Raw genomic sequence first — 17,205 nt, 5'->3', positions numbered from 1 at the left:
CGGATTTTTTTAAACGATCGGTGAGGATGCCTGCCTTTTGAAAAGCACGTTTTGTTCATATTCTTTGATATCATCAAGCCAAGCCTCTTTTACCGGCACTCCCATTTGCTCACAGTAATAATCCCAGATGGCACCGAAAGGATAGGTTTTAAATTCCTCCATCAGCGCCAGCCTTTCTGTAAAGCGCCCCTCATCCTGCAATTGTTTTAAATGGTCATTCGGAAGAAGCAAAGCGTACATTAAAGCTTTCATCATATTTCTCGTTCCGATAGTCCAAGCGGCGACACGGTTAATGCTGGCATCGAAAAAATCCAGACCGATGGCGACTTTCTCTAATGCCTGATTACGGACGATCTCAAGGGCGATTTCTCTCAATTCATCATCTAACATCACGACATGGTCACTGTCCCAGCGAACGGGCCGGGATACGTGCAAGGCAAGTTTGTCTGTGTAAAGCAGCATCGCCGAGATCTTGTTTGATACCGTTTCTGTCGGATGGAAATGTCCCGTATCGAGCAAGCATAACTTATGGTTCGTTAAAGCATAGGCTAAATAAAACTCATGAGACCCGACGACATATGATTCTGATCCAAGTCCGAACAGCTTGCTCTCGACCGAATCAACATTGTAATCTTCACTGATTTCCTCGCGGAATATCCGATCCAATGATTCTTTTAATCTTTTGCGCGGCGTCAGCCTGTCACTCGGAATATCCTTATAGCCGTCCGGAATCCAAATATTAGTCAGGCAAGGCGTGCCTAATTCTTTGCCGAAATAAGCTCCGATGCGGCGGCACGCGATGCAGTGATGAATCCAAAACTCCCGGATGGATGGATCAGGGTGTGCGAGTGTAAGCCCGTCATCCGCTTTCTCATGTGAAAACAGTGTCGGATTGAAATCTAATCCGATACCAAGACCCTTTGCCCACTTCACCCAATTTTCAAAGTGATGCGGCTTCAGCTGATCACGTTCTACAACTTCTCCGTTTGTTTCTGCGTATATAGCGTGCAGGTTTACACGATGCTTTCCCGGGATGAGAGATAGAGCTTTCTCCAAATCTCTTCTTAATTCTTCCGGGGTTTGCGCTTTTCCGGGATAATTGCCTGTGACGTCAATGCCGCCGGAAAGCTCGCCCTTATTCACTTCAAACCCTTCAATGTCATCACCCTGCCAGCAGTGGATTGAGATCGGAACTTGCTGCAATTGCCGGAACACAGCTTCAACATCAATTCCCCATTTTTCATATTCTTGTTTTGCGCTGTCATAATTCGCTTTTATCGTCATACGGCTCTCTCCCTATTATTCGAAATAAAAGACTTCCTTCAGATCGATTGAAACGGGACTGTCATCGGCGTTTGTTTTCATTAATGGCGCCATTGATTTCCACCATCTGCGGCACACCTCTGTGTCCGCCATCTTCTTCCACTTTTCCTCATCCTCTATCTCTAAATAAGCAAATAACCGGCCTGTCTCTTCGTCTAAAAAAATAGAATAGTGATGCGCCCCATGGGCTTTAAGCGCTTCCGCCATTTCTGGCCAAATGTCATCATGCCTCTGTTTGTATTCCTTGAATTTATCTTTATGGACGAACATGATACTCGCTTTTCTTTTCAAGCTGATCACCTCTTTTTATTTAGATAGCGCTTTCAAAACAGTTTGATGATAGGACTGAATGATGGCGCTTCTGTCAGTATCTTTAGGGATAAACACTTTAATGGGAAAGGAGTTTCTGACGGTCTTGCGGGCCTGGTTTACGTCCTTTATTTCTTTGGCAGCAATCATTTGCATCAGCAGATTTCCGATGGCTGTCGCCTCAGCAGGTCCGGCGTATACCGTTTTTCCGCTCATATCAGCGGTTAATTGATTTAAGAAGTCGTTTTGGGCGCCTCCTCCAATAATATGAAGCTGTTGAATGTTTTTCCCTGTAATGGTTTCTAGTTCTGAGATGGCTATCGCATAGATGATGGCTAAATTGCTGTAGATACAGCAGGCAAGTTCGCCTGCGGTGTGAGGAATCTGTTGGAAGGTTTCTCTGCAATAATGTTGTATTTCCTTTATCATGTCGTTCGGATACAGAAAACGATCATCATTTAAGTTGATAAACTGCTGAAACGGTTTTGTTTTTCCAGCTTCTTCTGCCAGTTGCTGAAAATTGTAATCTTCTCGTAATTGTTTCCGGACTTCTTGTATCATCCACATGCCAATGATGTTTTTCAGGAAACGAATGGTGTTGTTTGCGCCGCGTTCATTGGTATAATTGTTTTTCAATGCGAGTTTATTTATAATCGGCGTTTCGTTCTCAATTCCGATTAGCGACCATGTTCCGCTGCTGATATACGCCCAATCATTGTTTATGCCTGGTGCGGCGAGGACAGCTGAAGCAGTATCATGCGTTGCGACGGTAACCACCCTGCAAGCCGGCAGATCATAGCCTGGAAACCAATCATTTCTTAGCTTGCCGAGTTCCTGTCCCGGTTCAGTCAGCGGCGGAAATTGCTGTTCCTTAACAGACACGGCTTCGAGCAATTCGGGATCAAACTTTCCGGTTAAGGCGTTTAAGAGCTGTGTCGTGGACGCATTTGTGATTTCCGCTGCTGCTTTGCCGGTTAAGCAATAGCCTAAATAATCCGGCACCATTAAAATCTGCTCTGTTTTTCTCAGCAGCTCCTGGTCTTCTTCATATAATTGATAGATTGTGTTAAAAGGCAGAAACTGAATGCCTGTTTTTTGATAGATTGTTTCTTTTGATATCGTTTGCGCAAGCTTCTCCATTGTGTTCTCTGTTCTTTTATCCCGGTATGATATGACTTCTCGTAAGCGGCTGCCTTTCTCATCCAGCAAGACGTAATCAACGGCCCATGTATCAATGCCGACGGTGCAGCAGTCATAGCCAAGGGCTTTCACCTTTTGCAGCCCTTGCAGGATTTGCTCTAGCAAATGATCAATATCCCAATAGCCATGTCCGTCTCTTTGCATGAAGCCGTTTGCGAATCGGTGAATCTCTTGTACTGCAAGCTTTCCTTCCTGGAGTTCGCCTATTATGACTCTCCCGCTTGATGCCCCTATATCAACAGCAGCATATATCATCCTTTCACCCTTTCTTTAGGAAGGGGGACGGCTGTCACTTTCACATTCTTTTCTTCAAGGGCTTTTACTGATACCGGATCAAGTCTAGAATCGGTAATGATGCAGCTGACATCCTGCAAAGAGGCGATATGTGAAAACTCGCGGTTCCCCCATTTGCTTGAATCGGCCATCAAAATGGTCTGATCAGATCTTTCAATCATCCGTATTTTAAGCAGTGCCTGCCACTCATTTGAGTCGCTCATTCCATGTTCCATATCAAACCCTTGGCAGGACAGAAAGGTTTTATTTACATGATAGGTTTCAAGTGAACGCTCAGCTAACGGTCCCGCAAATGATAATGATTTTGTCAGCAAGATACCGCCTGTTGAAATAACTGATATCTTTTGTTTTTTGCTCAGTTCAATGGCTGCCTTCATTGAGTTTGTAATGACGGTGAGCTCAATATCAGGGAGTATTTTCGCCATGTACCAAGCGGTGGTGCTTGCATCGAGAATGATTCGGTCACCGCTTTTTACATATTTGGCCGCTTCATGAGCAATGGCTTTTTTCTCTATTACATTTGTAATTTCACGTTCAGAAAAATGAATTTCCGACTCCTGCTGCTGAATGCTGACCGCACCTCCGTGGCTGCGGCTCAGCTTATGCTCTTTCTCAAGCTTCTCAAGGTCCCGCCGAATCGTTTCTTCTGTGACAGAAAATATGTCACTCAATTCTGATACGCGGATGCTTAAACGCTTATTCACTAGTTCGACTATTTTTTTCTGCCGTTCTGCTATTAACATCGGTAACGTCCTTCCTCATTAATATCCGTCTTGCTTTTCCCAAATCATAGCATACTTCTAACGCGTAAAAGCTGCCGGGACGCCGCCGTCTACTGTAATCATACACCCTGTCGTCTTTTCAGCTTTAGAAGAAGCCAAAAACGAGATTGATTCGGCAATATCCTGCGGGTAAATATTAACCAAAAGCGTTGTGCGTTTCCGATAATGTTCCTCTAGCTGATCCGGCTCTATTCCATATGCCGCAGCCCGTTCCTCCCGCCAGCTTGACCCCCAAATCGCTGAGCCTTGGAGAACCGCGTCAGGCAAAACTGAGTTTACACGAATGCCGTATTCTCCTCCTTCTGCTGCAATACATCGAGCCAAATGGGTTTCAAGTGCTTTTACCGAACTGTAGGCTGAAGCGTTTTTTCCCGCATAGACAGCGTTTTTCGATCCCACAAACACCATGCTTCCACCTATGTTTTGCTGTTTCATTTGCTTAAACGCTTCGCGGGCCACGAGAAAATAGCCGGTTCCCAATACATTGATATTGAGATTCCATTCTTTTAGACTTGTTTCGTCAAAAGGGCTTGATGTTGCCAGCCCGGCATTATTAACGACAATGTCAATGCCGCCGTAGGTAAGCGCTGCTTGTTCAAAGGCAGACTGTACCTCATCTTCATTTGTCACATCCATTTTGACAGCCATTGCGCGTCCTTCTCCGTACGTTTCGTTTATTTCCTCGGCAATTTTTTGTGCGCCTTCTACATTCAGGTCAGCCGCGATCACGTGTCCGCCTTCTGCTGCAAAGTGCCGGCAGGCTGCACTTCCGATTCCGCCGGCGCCACCTGTTATCAATGCTACTTTTCGAGAAAATTCTGCTTCCGGCGGGGCCAGCGTGAGTTTATATAATTCCAGCGGCCAGTATTCAACATGATAGGATTCATTTTCGTTTAATGAAACAAATCGTCCGAGTGAGGCAGAGCCTTTCATTACAGCAATAGCTCTCTGGTATAAAGCACCGCTAACTTTTGACATGGCAAGGCTTTTTCCCGTATTGACCATTCCAATGCCAGGAATCAATATGACACGCGGCGCTGATTCAAAGATTTGATCCCCTTCCTGCTGATTGCGTGCAAAGTAAGCTTGATACTCTGCTTTGAAGCGCTCGATCCCTGACTTCAGAAGATCCTCCAGCTCCTGAGCATCTTGCGTTTCCGGATTCCATTCAATGTACAGCGGGACACGCTTTGTATGAACGAGGTGATCCGGACACGCAGCGCCAATTTGAGAAAGCTCCGGCACTTGCACGCTGTTTACAAATTCTAATACCTCTTCATGATCGTCATAGGAGAGGATCATTTTCTTTTCATCGCTTACAGCTCCTCGGATAACAGGCATGATACCCGCCAGAATTTGTTTCCGCTTATCTGCTGGCAGTGACTCGTATCGCCTGCCGCCGAATCGCTGTTTTTGGTTGATGCGTTCATGAATGTACTGCTCAGCTTCTTGAATAATGGAGATCGTTTTCTCATAACACTTCTCTGACGTATCTCCCCAAGTGACTAAGCCGTGTTTTTCCATTAAGACAAGCTCGGCATTTGGATTGTTTGCCACGCCGTCTGCGATCATTTTAGACAGAGTAAATCCCGGGCGAACGTATGGCACCCATACAAACCGGCTGCCATAAATATCTTCGGCAATTTGTTTTCCATTATCAGCGCAGCAAATGCTGATAATTGTATCCGGATGGGTATGGTCAACATGATTGTATGGCAAAAATGCGTGTAAGAGTGTTTCAATGGAAGGGCGGGGATGTTTGCTGTCTATCATACAATGAGACAAGTAATCTACCATTTCTTCATCTGACATCTGGTCTCTTTCAATCAGCGGACGGATGTCATCTAATCTCAGGCCGGTAAAGTTATGCGCTTTCATTGTTGCCAAGTCTGAGCCGCTTCCTTTTACCCACATCACTTCTGTTTCGCGGCCTCTGAAATCCTTCTCCGTTGTTTTCATCGACGTATTGCCGCCGCCCCAGTTGCATACAGTGCGGTCTGCTCCGATTAAATTGGACCGATACACCAATTCTTCAACACCCTTTGGCAGCTGGGCGGCATGTTCTGATTCCCATACATGTTTCACCATTTTCATCTTCCTCCGTCCCTTTTATTTGTATCCGCTTTCATTATATATGATGTTTGTTTGTTTTTGAATACCTTTTGTTTATTTTTGTTTTTATCAAGAAACAAAAAAAGAAAGCAGCAAAGATATGCCGCTTTCTTTTTCTATTAAGATTCAATTTTAAATTTTTTCGTAATGTCTTGAAGTTCTTCCGCCATGTTCGCCAATGTTTCAGCTGAAGAACTGATTTCCTCCATAGACGCAAGCTGCTCTTCCGCCGAAGCTGCGATATCTTGAATGCCCGCTGAGCTTTCTTTCGCTACTTCGGAAATTTCCTCAACCGCACTTGATACTTCCTGTGATCCGACTGACAGCTGTTCAACCGTTGCATTCAGATTTTGTAATTCACCGGATATTTGCGATGTCATCTCGTAGATTTGCTTAAAGCTTTCAGCTGTTTGGTCTGTAATTTGCAAGCCTTCTTTAACTTCATGATTCACGGATTGGAACATAGAGAGCGACGTGCTGATTTCTCTGACAATCTCTTGAATTAATCCTTCAATTTCCTTCGCAGAATGTGCTGATTGCACAGCAAGTTTTCTGACCTCTTCCGCTACAACAGAGAAGCCTCTGCCGTATTCTCCGGCTCTGGCTGCCTCAATTGCTGCATTTAAAGCCAACAAGTTCGTTTGATCGGCAATGCCATTGATTACATTTAAGATGCTGGTAATGTCCTGAGATTTTGTTTCAAGGCCTTTGACAACTGCTTCGGCTTTTTGAACCGATTCATCGATTGTCTTCATTTGGCCGACTGTGTGCTCTACCAGTTTTTCTCCGCTTCCGGCTGCCTCAGAGGACTGGATTGAAGACTTCGTAATGGTTGATGAAGCCTGAGCCACTTTTGATATGCCGTGGTTCATTTGAGAAAGATGATCTGAGCTTGTTTCCAATTTCTCGCTTTGCGCCTCGTTGCCATTTGAAAACTGTTCGATTGCCAGCGTAATGTGTTCAGTCGCCTTACTCGTTTGGGCTGCACTTGCCGTCAGTTCTTCAGAAGATGATGCCACATTTTCTACAGACGTTTGAATAACACCGATGACAGAACGCAATGATTCAGACATCTCGTTAAAGCTTTCTCCTAGCTGGCCAAACTCATTTTTCGACTGAATATCAATCACTTCCGTTAAATCTCCGCTGCTGATTTTCGCAGATGTTAAAACCAGTTTTCTTAACGGTTTGGTGATGGCGCGTATAATAAAGAGAATGAGTATGCCGCCGATCACAATTGACACACATAGAATGATAACGGCAGTGTTCAGTACCGGACTTGAAGCATCTTGCAATTCACTGACAAAGTACGTACCCGCGATTTTCCACCCTGTCAATTTATTTGTCGTAAATGCCATTTTCTTTTCTTTGCCTTCGAAGGTATATTGAAATGAACCGTCTGCTTTTGAATATACCTCTTTTGTCCAGTCGCCGGATCCAGTTGTTCCAGGCTTAATCGTCGGATGGGCGATATATTTTTTGTTGCCTGTTGTAATAAATGCAAAGCCGTTTTTACCGATTTTTATTCTCTGTGAAGCTGCCAGCACTTCATCCAGATTTAAATCAAGCGCTATGACCCCTGAGCCATCTTTTAATTGTTTGGAAATCGTAACAACGATATCTCCTGTCGCTTCGTCAGTATACGGCTCTGAGAATACAGCCTGTCCTTTTTTCGCAACAGCCTGTTTGTACCAGTCACGTTCTGTCGGATCGAAACCTTTAGGAACGCCGCTTTCCGGATATTTGTAGAGCTTTTTATTTTCTGAAGCCGCATAGATTGCTCCTACATCGGCATTTAGTGTCGTGTACTGTTTAAATTTTTCATTCAGTAAGGTTTTGTTTTTGCCTTGTAATATGTCTTTATCAATTGTCTCGCTGTAATAATCAATTGCTTTTACTTTATTTTTCAATTTGTTTTCAAGTGTGCTGTTGAGTTCTTCAACGTTTCCTATTGCACTATTCGTAAGTTCCCTGTCCAGTGCGTTCCAAGCTGATTGATAACTGAAATATGCTAATACCCCAATCGGCAAAATGAGCACTGTCAGAAACGCAGCGATAAGCGGTTTGCTGATTGATGGCTGTTTGATCCAATGTATGAATTTTCCCATTCTCGATAATTCCTCCTTTAAGCTAAAAATAATATCGTCAAGCTAGGATAAAAGCTTTAATAAAAAAACTAAAAAAAACACCCAAGCGCAGAACCTTGGGTGTTTTGACTCATTATTCGATTTTGAATCGTTTTGTCATATCGCGAAGCTCTTCAGCCATGCTTGAAAGTGTTTCTGCTGATGAGCTGATTTCTTCCATAGAAGCAAGCTGCTCTTCGGCTGATGCCGCGATATCTTGAATGTGGGCTGAGCTTTCTTTTGAAATCGATGCAATATGCTCAGACGCTCCCGATACCTCTTCAGAGCTGGCAGAAAGCTGCTGAACCGTCGCACTCATGTTTTGCAGTTCTCCGGCTATCTGGTTTGTCATTTCAGAGATTCGTTTAAAGCTTGTCTCTGTTTGATCTGTGATGTCAAGGCCTGTTTGCACCTCTTGGTTCACAGACTGGAACATGCCGAGAGATGTGTTGATTTCTTTCACGATTTCAATGATGAGCGCTTCAATCTCTTTAGCTGAATCAGCGGACTGTACAGCCAGTTTTCTGACTTCTTCCGCTACGACGGAGAAGCCGCGCCCGTATTCGCCTGCGCGCGCCGCTTCAATGGCAGCGTTTAGTGCAAGCAGGTTCGTCTGGTCAGCAATACCGTTAATCACGCGCAGAATGTTTGTGATGTCTTTTGATTTGGTTTCCAATCCGCGAACAACTTGTTCCGCTTCTTTCACCGACTTGTCTATCACGTTCATTTGGCCGACAGTCTGATGAACAAGCTGTCCGCCCGCACTCGCGATTTCTGTCGATTGAACAGATGAATCTGTAATGACTTCAGAAGCTTGAGCCATATTCGTCAATCCGTCATTCATCTGATAAATATGCTCCGCCGCTGTTTCGATGTTTTCATTTTGTTTTTCATTGCCGTTTGAAAATTGTTCTATTGCCAATGTGATATGCTCGGTCGCCTTGCTTGTTTGCGCGGCAGATGCCGTCAATTCCTCGGAGGAAGCGGCAACATTGTCTACCGAATCCTGAATGGCGTGTATGAGAGAGCGAAGTGAAGACGCCATATTGTTAAAGCTTTTGCCCAGTTCGCCCAGTTCATCTTTTGAACGGATATCAATCGTTTCCGTTAAATCTCCCTCACTGATCCGCTTAGATGAACTGACAAGCTGTTTCAGCGGTGTCGTGATTGATCGAATAACCAATGTCATCACGATGATACCAACGAGAATGGCTGCAATCAGGACAATTAATGCGAGGTGAAGCACAGGCTTAGCCGCATCATGAATCTCGTCCAGATACATCGTTCCGCCTATCTTCCATCCCGTTAGCTTGTTCGTATCAAAGGCCATTTTTTTCTTATCGCCGTTCATGCTGTATTGAAAATCGCCTTTATCGGCAGACAGCATCTGTTCAAGCCAGTCGCCTTTCAATTCGGTTCCTGAAGCCTCATCAGGATGCGCAACGACCTTTTTGTCTTTCGTCATAATAAAAGCATAGCCTTCTTTGCCGATGTTCACTTGTTTGGTCGTTTTCAGCAGGTTATCGATCGTCATGTTGATTGCGATAACGCCTGATCCGTCTTTTGTCTGCTGGGCAATTGTCACAACCATTGTGTTCGTAGATGCTGTTTTGTATGGATCTGTTATGACGGCTTTGCCATTATTGGCAACCGCTTTTTTGTACCAGTCCCGTTCAACGGGATTATAATCGCTTGGCATCGGCAGATCCGGGTAACGGGTAAAGCGCCCGTCTTTGTCACTTGTATAAATAGATTCCACATCTTTATTGATTTTAATATATTGTGAGAATTTCTCTTCAATGCTGGCATTGCTCTTTGCTTTATATTTCTTTTGTGTCAGCCATTCGCTGAAGTATTCGGCGCTGTTTTCTTTTTCTCCGATGCTGGTGTTAATGATTTCGTTTAGTTGCTGTACATTTTCTAAGGCGCTTCCCATCATCTGTCTGTCGAGCGAGCTGCTGGCAGATCCATAAGCAATCGCCGCTACTATGGCAACCGGTATGATGAGAATCGATAGAAAGGAAACCAGAAGCTTCCGTGTAATTGATCTCTGTTTAATTAGTTGGAGTATTTTTTTCATCAGTTCATTTCTCCTTTTTTATGCTACCCTTCATATCGGCTGAAAATGGGTAAATATATACATTAAAAAAGAAGAAATTCAAGAAAAATAACTAAATCCCTATTTAAAATTAGTTATTTAGACCTATTAATCATCCAATTTAAATCGTTTTGTCAAATCTCGCAGCTCTTCGGACATTTTTTCAAGCGTCTGCGCCGATGAGCTGATTTCTTCCATGGAGGCAAGCTGTTCCTCGGCTGAAGCGGCGATATCTTGAATGCCGTCTGAACTTTCTTTAGAAATAGCGGCGATATCTATAGAAGCAGCGGAAATTTCCTGAGACCCTGCCGACAGCTGTTCAACCGTTGCATTCATGTTTTGCAATTCTGCGGCAATTTGATTCGTCATTTTTGATATATGTTTAAAGCTTTGTTTTGTTTCGTCTGTCATGACCAGACCTGTTTCCACTTCTTTATTTACGGATTGAAGCACGTTTAATGATGTATGAATTTCTTTTACGATTTCACTGATCAGCGATTCAATTTCCTTTGCTGAATCTGCCGACTGTACCGCAAGTTTTCTCACTTCTTCAGCGACCACAGAAAAGCCTCGTCCGTACTCGCCTGCTCTGGCCGCTTCAATGGCGGCATTTAATGCTAAAAGATTGGTTTGATCTGCGATGCCGTTGATAACACGTAAAATATTTGTGATATCCTTTGATTTGATTTCCAGGCCTTTGACCACTTGCTCCGCTTCTTTCACAGAATGATCAATCGTATTCATTTGGCCGGCTGTTCTCTGAACGAGTGTTTCCCCTGCGCTTGACACTTCGGTGGAGTCTGCAGAGGTTTCTGTAATGACTGCCGCCGCCCGGGCCAGCTCAGCAAGTCCGTCGTTCATTTCGTTAATTTGTTCTGTTGTCGTCTCGATTCGGTCGCTCTGGTTTTCGCTTCCGTTTGAAAATTGTTCGATCGCCATTGTAATGTGTTCAGTGGCCTTGCTTGTCTGATCTGCGGAAGCTGTCAGCTCTTCTGACGATGAGGCGACATGTTCTACAGATTCTTTAATGCCGTAGATCAGCGAGCGGAGAGAGTGCGCCATATTGTTGAAGCTTTGGCTCAGAACCCCGAGTTCGTCTTTTGATTTGATTTCTATCGTTTCTGTTAAATCGCCTTTGCTGATTTTTTCAGCTGACGCAACGATGCGTTTCAAAGGCCTTGTAATCGACCGGATGACAAAATAAATCGCCGTTATTCCGGCTGCAATGGCAATGGCAAGAACAACTGATGCCATAACAAGAACCCTGCTTGCGGCATCATGGATCTCGTCGGCATACATCGTGCCGCTGATTTTCCAGCCTGTTGTTTCGCTTGTGGCGAACGCCATTTTCTTCTTCTTTCCTTTGTGCGTATATTCAAAGTCGCCGCTTTTGTCTTTGTAAAGTTTGTCTATCCACTCCCCTTCTAACTGCGTACCCGCTTTTTCACCGGAGTAGGCAATGACTTCTTTATTTTGGCTGAGGATAAAGGCATAGCCTTCTTTGCCAATACTGATTTCTTTTGCTGTTGCCACAAGGTCATCGATTTTCATATCCATGGCGACAACGCCTGATCCATCCTTTGTCTGGCGCGCAATGGTGACAACCATTTTTCCTGATGAAATGGATTCGTAAGGTTCGGTCACAATTGTCTTTCCTTTATTATCCATGGCTTCTGTGTACCAGTCACGTTCTAAAGCATTAAAGTCACTCGGCATGTCTGCGTGCGGATAGCGTGTGAATGTCCCGTCTTTGCTGCTTGAAAACACCGCAGCGACATTGTCATTCATTTGAATAAATTGTTTAAATTCTTGTTTGATCTCCGTTTTTTTCTTGTCTTTCAACTTGTCTGCTGTCGCCCAATCGCTGAAAAACGCGAGGCTTTTTTCAGTCGTTTTGATTTTGCCATCAATAATGTTATCTAATATTTGAACGTTTTCCTTTGCGCTTTGTGTCATCTGTATGTCAAGAGATGCAACAGCTGATTGATAAGCGCTTACCGATAGTGCCGTAATCGGGACAATTAAGATCAGCAGGAAAGAAATAATGAGTCTCCTGGCAATTGATGATCTGCGAATGGTGGTGAGTGTTTTTTTCATTCCTCTTGAACCTTCTTTCAATAATTTACAAATTATATCGGCTGATATTCCTTTATCTTACATTGAAAATGAAGGAAAAAATGAAAAATAGTTCAAAACTCACCGATTTAGACAGGTCTTTTTTATTATTTCTTATACAGAAAAACAGCGCTTCATAAGCGCTGTTTTTTGCTCTTATTCAATTTTAAATTTCTTTGTCAGATCACGGAGCTCTTCTGCCATCTGCGCCAGGGTCGTGGCTGATGAACTGATTTCTTCCATAGAAGCAAGCTGCTCCTCGGCCGATGCAGCAATGTCTTGAATGCTTGCCGAGCTTTCTCTTGAAACATCGGCAATTCCGCTCACCGCTGCCGATACATGCTCTGAACGGCCTGACAGCTGTTCTACGGTTGTATTCATCGTCTGCAATTTGTCTGCAATCTCATTTGTCATGCTGAAAATACTTTGAAAGCTTTCCTTTGTATTGTCTGTGACAACTAGCCCTGATTGCACTTCTTGATTAACGGCTTTAAACATGTGAAGAGAAGTTTCGATTTCTGCAACGATTTCCTGGATCAGATTTTCGATTTCTTTAGATGAATCTGCAGATTGAACGGCCAGTTTACGCACTTCCTCCGCTACAACAGAGAAGCCTCGTCCAGATTCCCCGGCCCGCGCCGCTTCAATGGCTGCATTTAATGCCAGCAGGTTTGTTTGATCAGCAATCCCATTGATGACTCGTAAAATACTCGTGATATCTTTTGATTTTTCTTCTAACCCTTTCACCACTGCTTCAGCCTGCTGAACCGACTCATTAATTGAATTCATCTGCCCGACTGTCTGCTGGACAAACTTCTCGCCTGTACCCGCGATTTCCGTTGATTGGATAGACGCTTTCGTAATGTCTGATGATGTTTGTGAGACTTGCTGGAGCCCTTCATTCATCATGTTCAGCTGATGAGAGCTGGACTCCACTTTTTCGCTCTGCTCTTCGTTTCCGTTTGAGAACTGCTCAATTGCCATTGTAATATGCTCCGTCGCCTTGCTCGTTTGCCCGGCGGATGCAGTCAGCTGTTCGGATGATGCGGCAACATTATTAACCGAGTCTTGAATGGCGCTGATAAGCGAACGCAAGGATTGTCCCATTTCATTGAAGCTTTCGCCAAGCTCGCCCAGTTCATCTTTCGAACGGATCTCGATGGTTTCTGTCAGATCTCCGCTGCTGATCATTTTTGATGATTGAACCAGACGTTTTAACGGTTTTGTGATCGAACCAACGATAAACAGGATTAACATCCCGCCTGCCAGTATTGAAGCAATCAGCACGATCATGCCTGTTGTCAGGACAGATTTTGAGGATTCCTTGATTTCACTCATATACATGGTGCCGGCAATTTTCCAGCCAGTCAGTTGATTTGTCGTATATGTCATCTTTTTATCTTCATGATTCAGGGTGTACTGCAGCTCGCCGCTGTCCTTGTCATACATTTTGGCAACCCAGTCGCCAGACAGCTTTTCACCAGCCTTATGGTTTTGATGGGCAACATATGTTTTGTTTTTCGTCGCGATGAAAGCATAGCCCTCTTTTCCGACTTTAATTTGTTTCAACTGTTCTAACAGTTTATCAATTGTGATATCCATGGCGACGACGCCTGAACCATCCTTCAATTCCTGAGCAATGGTAATGACCATGCTTCCGTCGCTGGCTGCCACATAAGGATCGGTCACTACGATTTCACCGCCGGCCTTCATTGCATCCTGGTACCAAGAACGTTTTCTCGGATCGTAGCCATCCGGCAATTTTTCTTTCGGTGCCTGTACATATGTGCCGTTTTCTGCCCCTCCGTAAATTCTGGCTACGTCTTGGTTAATGGAAACATATTGCGAAAACTTGGCCTTAAGCTCTTCCTGTTTGGATTTTCCTTTAAACGCGGAGCTTTTCAGTGATTTACTGAAAAAGCTGATGCCTTTCGCTTTTGCTCCTATATCATTTGTAACGGTTGTATTAAATGAATCGACACTATTTTTCGCATTTCCCATGATCTCCTGATCCAGTTTTCCGCTTGCTGAGCGATAAGAACTGAATTCCAATATAAGAATCGGAATAATTAAAATCACAACAAATGAAATAATTAGTTTTCTAGAAATAGACGGTTTTGTCAGCCAATTGATAAAAGTCTTCATATCCAGCTTCTCCTTCAGGTTTGATACAGTATATATCGGCTGCTTTAAAAAGTTTTTAAAATAGAAGAAGTTTCCTTTTCAACATTTCTCTGTCTTTTTAGCTTTCATTGCACAAGCCTTGTGCATAGTTTATAAAAAACAAGGGGGGCTTCAGATGATTATTGTATCCGGGCAATGGCTCCGTCCCCAAGACATTGAAAACTGGCAAATAGACAAAAACCTGAATCCGCTGCTAAAAGAAATGATTGCTACACCCGTTCAGTTTGATTATCATTCGATCGCTGAACTGATGTTTGAGCTTCATTTGCGCATGAACATTGTTGAATCGGCAAAAGCGCTGCATAAAAGCGGGGCGAAGTTCGCCACCTTTGTAAAAACATACGGGAATACAGCGTATTGGCGGGTTTCACCGGAAGGGGCTCTGGAGCTTAAGTATAAAATGCCGCCTTCAAAGGCGATTCGGGATATTGCAGAAAACGGCCCGTTTTATGCGTTTGAATGCGCGACGGCAATCGTTGTGATTTATTACTTAGCATTGCTTAAAACCATCGGAGAAGAAAAATTCGACGCAGCCTTTGACAGAATTATTTTATATGACTGGCATTATGAGAAATTGCCGATATATACGGAAACGGGACATCACTTTTTCCTTGGAGACTGTTTGTATTTTAAAAATCCTGAATTTGATCCGCAGAAAGCGCAGTGGAGAGGCGAAAATGTGATTTTATTAGAAAAGGACAAATATTTTGCTCACGGCCTGGGAATTTTAAACGCTCAGCAAATTATTGATAAGCTGAATTCTTTCAGACGAAAAGGAGCCGTACAGTCAGCTTATCTCCTTTCACAAGCGACCAGACTTGATATTCCGTCACTCTATCCGATCACCCGCTAAAAACCCCACCATCTATTTTGGGGACGATGGGGTTTCAAATGCTTTTCGTTTTCGATAGAAAGGGGCTGTGCCGACATACTGGTTCGCAGCCCATTCCATTTTTTCAAGGTCATTTCTCGTCACGATGGGATCTTGGCTGCTCCACTTGATAAACCGGACAAAATAATACCCTTTGATGGGAGCCATTGTAACTTTTGAATGAGGCCAGTCTTCAAATACAAACTCAATTTTCCCTTTCTTTTTATAAGAATATTGAAGAATGTTCATCGTCTGTCACCTCTGTTAGTTACGTTACGATTGGCAAAGCTCAGCTATCAGCGTTTTCACGTCAGAGGGCCCATTGAGCAATCCGACTGATTGCCCCGCCCACAGAGACATGTGACCGGAATCTTTGGCTGCGGCGGCATGTTTTCTCATTGGTTTTGTTAACGTGTTTTGCAATGGATAAGGAAGTGTATTTGCCTCTTCAGCTTGTTGCTCTTTCATCCATTGGTTGACTATACCCCTTGCAGGCTTCCCCGAAAACAATGCGGTAAGGCGCGTGTCTGTTCCATGCGCTTCTTTTAATTCCTGTCTGTACGTTTCAGAGGCTTTGCTTTCCTCACACATAAGAAATGGGGTCCCGACCTGTACACCTTGCGCTCCGAGACAGTGAGCCGCTTGGACGCCGCGGCGGTCTGCAATTCCGCCTGCCGCAATCACGGGTACTGAAACAGCGTCTGCAGCTTGGGGGACCAGTGACATTAAGCCAATAGAAGACTCTCCGCTGACCGGCAGAAAAGAACCGCGGTGGCCGCCTGCTTCACTGCCTTGCAGCACGATGATATCCATTCCGCGCTCTTCCAGCAGGACGGCTTCTTGCGGCGAAGTAGCCGTTCCGATAAGACAGCAGCCATTTTTCTTTAATAAATGAATGCTTTCATCAGGCGGAATGCCGAACGTAAATGAACAGGCTCTTACATTGTATGTAAGAATCAGATTTATTTTTTTATGAAAATCCTCCCACTCTTCCTCCTCTAAAGGAAAAGCAGCCGCCTGTTCCGCAAACGGAATGTTTTGTTTCCATGTGTGAACCCTTTTATCGTCCGGTGCCTTCCTTTTTTCCGGCACAAACACATTTACCTGAAAAGCGCTGCTGGTCAATTCCTGCATCTCGATGATTTGTTTTTCAAGCGTAGCTGGACTGAGATATCCGGAAGCGAGACTTCCGAGCGCGCCTTCATTCGACACAGCGGCTGCCAGTCGGGGTGTGACCAGGCCGCCTGCCATCGGCGCCTGAATGACAGGCTTTGATAATGATAGTGCTTTCATCCATTGAGTCATAGAAGCACCTCCTGTTATTCCATGATTTTGATATGGCAAGTTCGATGACGCGGACCATCAAATTCGCAGAAATAAATACCTTGCCACGTCCCGAGAATGAGACGCCCGTTTTCAATGATGACATGCTGTGAAGCGCCTACCGTACTGGACTTCATATGTGCAGCTGTATTGCCTTCCATATGGCGGTCCAGCTCATGGTCCCATGGATACATCTCATCAAATCTTCGGAGCATATCTCTTTTCACATCGGGATCGGCATTTTCATTAATTGTAATGCCCGCCGTCGTATGCGGACAGTAAATCACCGCTGCCCCTCTTGCCACTCCTGTTTCTTGAAGAAACGCTTCCACCTCGTGAGTGATTTCAACCATTTCATCTCTATTGTTTGTTTTGATTTGCAGAGTTTTCAGCATTTGTTTCTCCTTTCACTTCCCCTTCTCTTTGCATATTCGTTCTGTGTTCTTTTTTTCCTGTTAAATCAGGCTC

13 protein-coding genes and 1 pseudogene are annotated in these 17,205 nt (G+C 44.2%); 1 reads left to right on the top strand and 13 read right to left on the bottom strand.

Annotated elements, in window-relative coordinates:
• Positions 1–9: 9 nt before the first annotated feature.
• The 10 genes and pseudogenes from rhaA to ACQVGS_RS05440 all read right to left on the bottom strand — a co-directional run bounded on the left by rhaA (position 10) and on the right by ACQVGS_RS05440 (position 14,504).
• A complete protein-coding gene (rhaA, locus tag ACQVGS_RS05485; protein ID WP_095713953.1) occupies positions 10–1,284 on the bottom strand; it encodes an L-rhamnose isomerase in 1,275 nt (424 codons plus the stop codon).
• A gap of 15 nt (positions 1,285–1,299) precedes the next feature.
• Entirely contained in the window at positions 1,300–1,614 is a 315-nt protein-coding gene (rhaM, locus tag ACQVGS_RS05480; protein ID WP_059292671.1) for an L-rhamnose mutarotase, read from the bottom strand.
• A 15-nt stretch (positions 1,615–1,629) separates the two neighbouring features.
• Positions 1,630–3,087, bottom strand: coding sequence for a rhamnulokinase (gene rhaB / locus ACQVGS_RS05475; protein ID WP_400153393.1), 1,458 nt, complete (start codon positions 3,085–3,087; stop codon positions 1,630–1,632).
• The gene (locus ACQVGS_RS05470) at positions 3,084–3,869 is read right to left on the bottom strand and encodes a DeoR/GlpR family DNA-binding transcription regulator (RefSeq protein WP_127696544.1); all 786 of its coding nucleotides are present in this window, start codon (positions 3,867–3,869) and stop codon (positions 3,084–3,086) included. Before ACQVGS_RS05470 ends, rhaB begins: the two co-directional genes overlap by 4 nt.
• Positions 3,870–3,926: 57 nt before the next feature.
• Positions 3,927–5,996 carry a bifunctional aldolase/short-chain dehydrogenase gene (locus ACQVGS_RS05465; protein WP_491831134.1) on the bottom strand — a complete coding sequence of 690 codons (2,070 nt, stop codon included), beginning with the start codon at positions 5,994–5,996 and terminating at the stop codon, positions 3,927–3,929.
• A gap of 143 nt (positions 5,997–6,139) precedes the next feature.
• The gene (locus ACQVGS_RS05460; RefSeq protein WP_127696542.1) at positions 6,140–8,128 is read right to left on the bottom strand and encodes a methyl-accepting chemotaxis protein; all 1,989 of its coding nucleotides are present in this window, start codon (positions 8,126–8,128) and stop codon (positions 6,140–6,142) included.
• Between the two features lie 112 nt (positions 8,129–8,240).
• A complete protein-coding gene (locus tag ACQVGS_RS05455; RefSeq protein ID WP_369810968.1) occupies positions 8,241–9,191 on the bottom strand; it encodes a methyl-accepting chemotaxis protein in 951 nt (316 codons plus the stop codon).
• Between the two features lie 42 nt (positions 9,192–9,233).
• A pseudogene (locus ACQVGS_RS05450) lies at positions 9,234–10,082 on the bottom strand (cache domain-containing protein); the annotation flags it as partial.
• A 270-nt stretch (positions 10,083–10,352) separates the two neighbouring features.
• Positions 10,353–12,341: a methyl-accepting chemotaxis protein gene (locus ACQVGS_RS05445; protein ID WP_127696541.1), complete on the bottom strand. Its 1,989-nt coding sequence runs from the start codon at positions 12,339–12,341 to the stop codon at positions 10,353–10,355.
• Between the two features lie 174 nt (positions 12,342–12,515).
• Positions 12,516–14,504 (bottom strand): HAMP domain-containing methyl-accepting chemotaxis protein, encoded by a 1,989-nt coding sequence (locus tag ACQVGS_RS05440; RefSeq protein WP_106019462.1) that lies wholly within the window; start codon positions 14,502–14,504, stop codon positions 12,516–12,518.
• Positions 14,505–14,658: 154 nt separating this feature from the next.
• Here ACQVGS_RS05440 and ACQVGS_RS05435 point away from each other — a divergent pair, with 154 nt between their 5' ends.
• Positions 14,659–15,396: a protein-glutamine gamma-glutamyltransferase gene (locus tag ACQVGS_RS05435; protein WP_106019463.1), complete on the top strand. Its 738-nt coding sequence runs from the start codon at positions 14,659–14,661 to the stop codon at positions 15,394–15,396.
• Between the two features lie 12 nt (positions 15,397–15,408).
• Here the strand turns inward: ACQVGS_RS05435 and ACQVGS_RS05430 are convergent, their stop codons facing one another.
• The 3 genes from ACQVGS_RS05430 to ACQVGS_RS05420 are packed head-to-tail and all read right to left on the bottom strand — an operon-like array spanning position 15,409 to position 17,132.
• Positions 15,409–15,663 (bottom strand): protein YuzH, encoded by a 255-nt coding sequence (locus tag ACQVGS_RS05430; RefSeq protein ID WP_024122638.1) that lies wholly within the window; start codon positions 15,661–15,663, stop codon positions 15,409–15,411.
• Between the two features lie 24 nt (positions 15,664–15,687).
• A complete protein-coding gene (locus ACQVGS_RS05425) occupies positions 15,688–16,719 on the bottom strand; it encodes a nitronate monooxygenase (RefSeq protein WP_106019464.1) in 1,032 nt (343 codons plus the stop codon).
• A 14-nt stretch (positions 16,720–16,733) separates the two neighbouring features.
• Positions 16,734–17,132 (bottom strand): secondary thiamine-phosphate synthase enzyme YjbQ, encoded by a 399-nt coding sequence (locus tag ACQVGS_RS05420; protein ID WP_103672547.1) that lies wholly within the window; start codon positions 17,130–17,132, stop codon positions 16,734–16,736.
• Positions 17,133–17,205 lie beyond the last annotated feature (73 nt).

It is taken from the genome of Bacillus sp. SD127, assembly GCF_058566445.1.
The sequence above is the reverse complement of the archived record's forward strand: the minus strand, read 5'-3'. Positions and strand labels throughout refer to the sequence as shown.